The sequence below is a fragment of the Massilia luteola genome, from assembly GCF_034420155.1.
GTDB classification, from domain to species: domain Bacteria; phylum Pseudomonadota; class Gammaproteobacteria; order Burkholderiales; family Burkholderiaceae_D; genus Telluria; species Telluria luteola.
The window spans coordinates 1-4,535 of sequence record NZ_JAXOFN010000066.1 but is presented as its reverse complement, the minus strand read 5'-3'; the positions used below and the strand labels follow the sequence as shown (position 1 = coordinate 4,535).

The window sequence follows — 4,535 nt, the reverse complement described above, 5'->3', positions numbered from 1 at the left end:
TTTTACCAGCTGATCAAACTTCGAGCGGGGCAGGCCCTTTAATAATTCTTGAAAGGTAGCTATGCTGAACATGTTGCGGGGTTTTGGTTTTTTGAGTTTGGCGACTCGGGTATACGCCCGTAAACCAGTCCCTGCAACACCTTCAGCGATTTCCCCTCAAATTATTCCGGACAGCAGTGCGCCTGCGCGGGAACGACGTTGTTGATGCTTATTTAATCGGCAGTTTCGTCGTGTTCTTGACCTCTTCCATCACCGCATAGGTGTGCGTCTCGCGCACGCCTTTCTGCAGTAACGTCTTGCCGAGGAATTCGCGGTAAGCTGCCATGTCCTTCACACGCGCCTTGACGAGGTAATCGAAGCCGCCGGCCACCATATGGCATTCGAGCACTTCGGGAATCAACTGGACGCTCTGCTTGAAGGCGTCGAAGACTTCCGGCGTCGTGCGGTCCAGCACCACTTCGATGAACACCAATAGCGACACATCCAGCAACTGGGGATTCAACTGGGCCGTGTAGCCCATGATGTAACCGGACTCGTGCAGCTTGCGCACCCGCTCGAGGCAGGCGGCGGGCGACAGGTTGACGCGCGCGGCCAGCTCGACGTTGCTGATACGCCCGTCGCTTTGCAGTTCGGCCAGGATTTTCTTGCTGATCTTGTCCAGCATCTTGTTCTCTCTCCACTATAAATATTATTTGGTGAAATTCTCTCACCAAAAACTATCTATTGCTAGTCTTCTGTAAAAACAGAATTAATCCAGAAGATTTCCTTCTACAATCGAATCATTGATCCGCACTTCAGTACGCGCCGGCCGTGGCTACGGTACGGCGCGTTTTGCTAGTTGTCGGCCATTTCACTTTTTCCAGAACGTCCATGAACATTGCCGCCTTCCCGGCTTCCACCTACGTCCCCTTCGACGCCCTGCAGACCGAAGCCCGCCGCGAACAGACGCCGCTGCGCGCCGCGATCACCGCCGCCTACCGCCGCGCGGAGACCAGTGCCGTGGAATGGCTGCTGGCCCAGGGTGCCGGCGCCAACGCCGACGCCTACATGCTGGCGCACCGCCTCGTGTCGGCCGTGCGCGAAAAACGCACGCGCTCGTCGGGTGTCGATGCACTGATGCACGAATTCTCGCTGTCGTCCGAAGAAGGCGTGGCACTCATGTGCCTCGCCGAAGCGCTGCTGCGGATCCCCGACACGGAAACGGCCGACCGCCTGATCGCCGACAAGATCAGCAGGGGCGACTGGAAAAAACACCTGGGCGAATCGCCGTCGCTGTTCGTGAACGCCGCGACCTGGGGCCTGCTCATCACGGGCAAGCTCGTGTCGTCCAGCAGCGAGACAGGCCTCGGCGCCGCGCTGACCCGCATGATCGCGAAGGGCGGCGAACCGCTGATCCGCAAGGGCGTCGACCTGGCCATGCGCATGCTGGGCAATCAATTCGTCACGGGCCAGACCATCGACGAAGCCCTGAAAAACAGCCGGGAAAACGAAACCCGCGGCTACCGGTATTCCTACGACATGCTGGGCGAAGCCGCGCTGACGGAATCCGACGCCGACAATTACTATGCGTCGTACGAAGCGGCCATCCACGCGATCGGCAAGGCGTCCAATGGCCGCGGCATCAAGGACGGTCCGGGCATCTCGATCAAACTATCGGCCCTGCATCCGAGATACAGCCGCGCGCAATACGCCCGCGTGATGGGAGAACTGCTGCCGCGCGTGCGCAACCTCATCCTGCTCGCGAAACAGTACGACATCGGCATCAATATCGACGCCGAGGAAGCGGACCGCCTGGAAATCTCGCTCGACATGCTGGAAGCGCTGGCCTTCGATCCCGCGCTGGCCGGCTTCGAAGGCATCGGCCTCGTCGTGCAGGCTTACCAGAAACGCTGCCCGTTCGTGATCGATTTCGTCGTGGATCTCGCCCGCCGCAGCGGCCGCAAATTCATGGTGCGCCTGGTGAAAGGCGCGTACTGGGATGCGGAGATCAAGCGCGCCCAGGTCGACGGCCTGCCCGGCTATCCGGTCTATACGCGCAAGGTGTACACCGACGTCTCGTACCTCACGTGCGCGCGCAAGCTGTTGAGCGCGACGGATGTCATCTACCCCCAGTTCGCCACGCACAATGCGCACTCGCTGTCCGTGATCTACACGTGGGCCAAGGCGGACAATGTGTCCAACTACGAATTCCAGTGCCTGCACGGCATGGGAGAAACGCTGTACGACCAGGTCGTCGGCAAGGACAACCTGAATAAGGCGTGCCGCATCTACGCGCCGGTCGGTTCGCACGAGACGCTGCTCGCCTACCTCGTGCGGCGCCTGCTGGAAAACGGCGCCAACTCGTCGTTCGTGAACCAGATCGTCGACGAGAACGTACCCATCGACACCTTGCTGGCCGATCCGTTCGAGGCCGCGCGCGCGGCGCAGGGCCTGCCGCATCCGCGCATTCCGCTGCCAATGGACCTGTTCCCGGACGGCCGCCGCAACTCGGCCGGCCTCGATCTCGCCAACGACCACGTGCTGGCCGAGCTGGCCGCCGACCTCGGCACGCCGCGCCGCTACCTGGCCGCCCCCCTGATCGACGGTGCCGTGCAAGCCGCCGGCGCGCTGAACGTCGTCAATCCGGCGCAGTCGGCGGACATCGTCGGCCAGGTAACGGAAGCAACGACGGCCGACGTCGATACCGCGCTGCAGGCGGCCGCAGCAGCCGCGCCGGGCTGGGAAGGCATCGGCAATGCGGCCCGCGCCGACATCATCGCCCGCGTCGGCGACCTGTTCGAGCAGTACCGCGGCGAACTGATGGCCCTGGCCGTGCGCGAAGCGGGCAAATCGCTGCCGAATGCGATCGCCGAAGTGCGCGAAGCCGTCGATTTCCTGCGCTATTACGCGGCCGAGATCCGCAGCGCGCCCGACGCCCGCGCCCTGGGTGCCGTGACGTGCATCAGCCCGTGGAACTTCCCGCTGGCGATTTTTACGGGCCAGGTCGCGGCCGCGCTGGCCGCCGGCAACGTCGTGCTCGCCAAACCGGCCGAGCAGACGCCGCTGATCGCCCACCGCGCCGTGCAACTGTTTCACCAGGCGGGTGTACCGGCAGGCGTGTTACAACTGCTGCCGGGCCGCGGCGAGATTGTCGGCGCCGCACTGACCGCCGACGCGCGCGTAAAAGCCGTGATTTTTACGGGCTCGACGGAAGTCGCGCAATTGATCAACCGCACACTGGCCGCACGCGCCGCAAAAGAAGATGCCGATATTCCCTTGATCGCCGAGACGGGCGGCCAGAATGCGCTGATCGTCGATTCGTCGGCGCTGCCGGAACAGGTCGTGCAGGACGTCGTCAGTTCCGCGTTCGACAGCGCCGGCCAGCGCTGCTCCGCGCTGCGCGTATTGTTCCTGCAGGAAGATATCGCGGATAAGACGATCAAGATGCTCAAGGGCGCGATGCAGGAATTGCGCGTCGGCGTGCCGGACCGCCTGGCGACCGACATCGGTCCCGTCATCGACAAGGAAGCCCGGCAAAACCTGCTCGGCCACATCGAGCGCATGAAGGCGACAGCGAAACAGCATTTTTCGCTGCCCCTGCCGGAAGCCCTGCAGGCGCAGGGGACGTTCGTGCCGCCGACCGTGCTCGAGATCGGCTCGATGAGCGAACTGAAACGTGAAGTGTTCGGCCCCGTGCTGCACGTCGTGCGCTGGCGCCGTTCCGAGCTGGGCAAGGTCGTCGACACGATCAACGCCACCGGCTACGGCCTCACGCTGGGCGTTCATTCGCGCATCGACGAGACGATCGAATTCATCACGACGCGCGCCCACGTCGGCAACATCTACGTGAATCGCAACATCGTGGGCGCCGTCGTCGGCGTGCAACCGTTCGGTGGAGAGGGGAAATCCGGCACCGGTCCCAAGGCCGGCGGTCCGCTGTACCTCAAGAGACTGCAACAGGATGCCCCGCCGCTGCTACAACACGCGCGGCGCGCCAATGCCGCGCTGAACGCGCTGCTCGGCTGGGCGCGCGCCAACGGCCACGGCGACATCGCGCCCCTGGCGGAACGCTATATGGAAACGACGCTGGACGGCGTGCGCATCGACCTGCCCGGTCCGACCGGCGAGCGCAACCAGCTCGATTTCGTCCCGCGCGGCACCATCCTGTGTGCGCCGAACGGCACGCCCAGCCTGCTGAACCAGCTGGCGGCCGCGTTCGCGACCGGCAACCGCGCGCTCGTGCTGATGGAAGCGAACGCCGCGTTGCCGGCCGCCGTGAAGGAACGGGTGCGTTTTATCAATGCGCAAGAACTGGACGGCAGCGATGTCGCCCTGGCGCTCGTCGAGCAGGATGTCACAGGGGATGTGCGGGCGAAGCTGGCGGCCCGTCCCGGCGCCATCGTCGGCATCGTCGATACCCGTGCGGGCGAACCGGTGCCGCTGTGGCGCCTGGTGGCGGAGCGCGCCTTATGCGTCAACACGACCGCGGCTGGCGGTAACGCAAGCCTCATGACGCTGGGCCTGTAAGCCAGGTCAACGGCGTGGGGGGGGGGGGG

At 64.0% G+C, this 4,535-nt stretch carries 2 protein-coding genes; one reads left to right on the top strand and one right to left on the bottom strand.

Annotated features, from left to right (window positions below):
* Positions 1-208 precede the first annotated feature (208 nt).
* Positions 209-664, bottom strand: a complete 456-nt coding sequence (locus U9J41_RS29125; protein ID WP_036171419.1) for an Lrp/AsnC ligand binding domain-containing protein — start codon at positions 662-664, stop codon at positions 209-211.
* Between the two features lie 206 nt (positions 665-870).
* Between U9J41_RS29125 and putA the strand changes: the two genes are divergently transcribed.
* Complete coding sequence (gene putA, locus U9J41_RS29120) at positions 871-4,506, top strand: trifunctional transcriptional regulator/proline dehydrogenase/L-glutamate gamma-semialdehyde dehydrogenase (RefSeq protein WP_322405690.1); 3,636 nt, start codon at positions 871-873, stop codon at positions 4,504-4,506.
* The last annotated feature ends 29 nt before the right edge of the window (positions 4,507-4,535 follow it).

Bases quoted from the DNA above. Each gene is read 5' to 3' on its own strand.
- U9J41_RS29125 (WP_036171419.1), bottom strand. From the start codon at position 664: ATGCTGGACAAGATCAGCAAGAAAATCCTGGCCGAACTGCAAAGCGAC.
- putA (WP_322405690.1), top strand. From the start codon at position 871: ATGAACATTGCCGCCTTCCCGGCTTCCACCTACGTCCCCTTCGACGCC.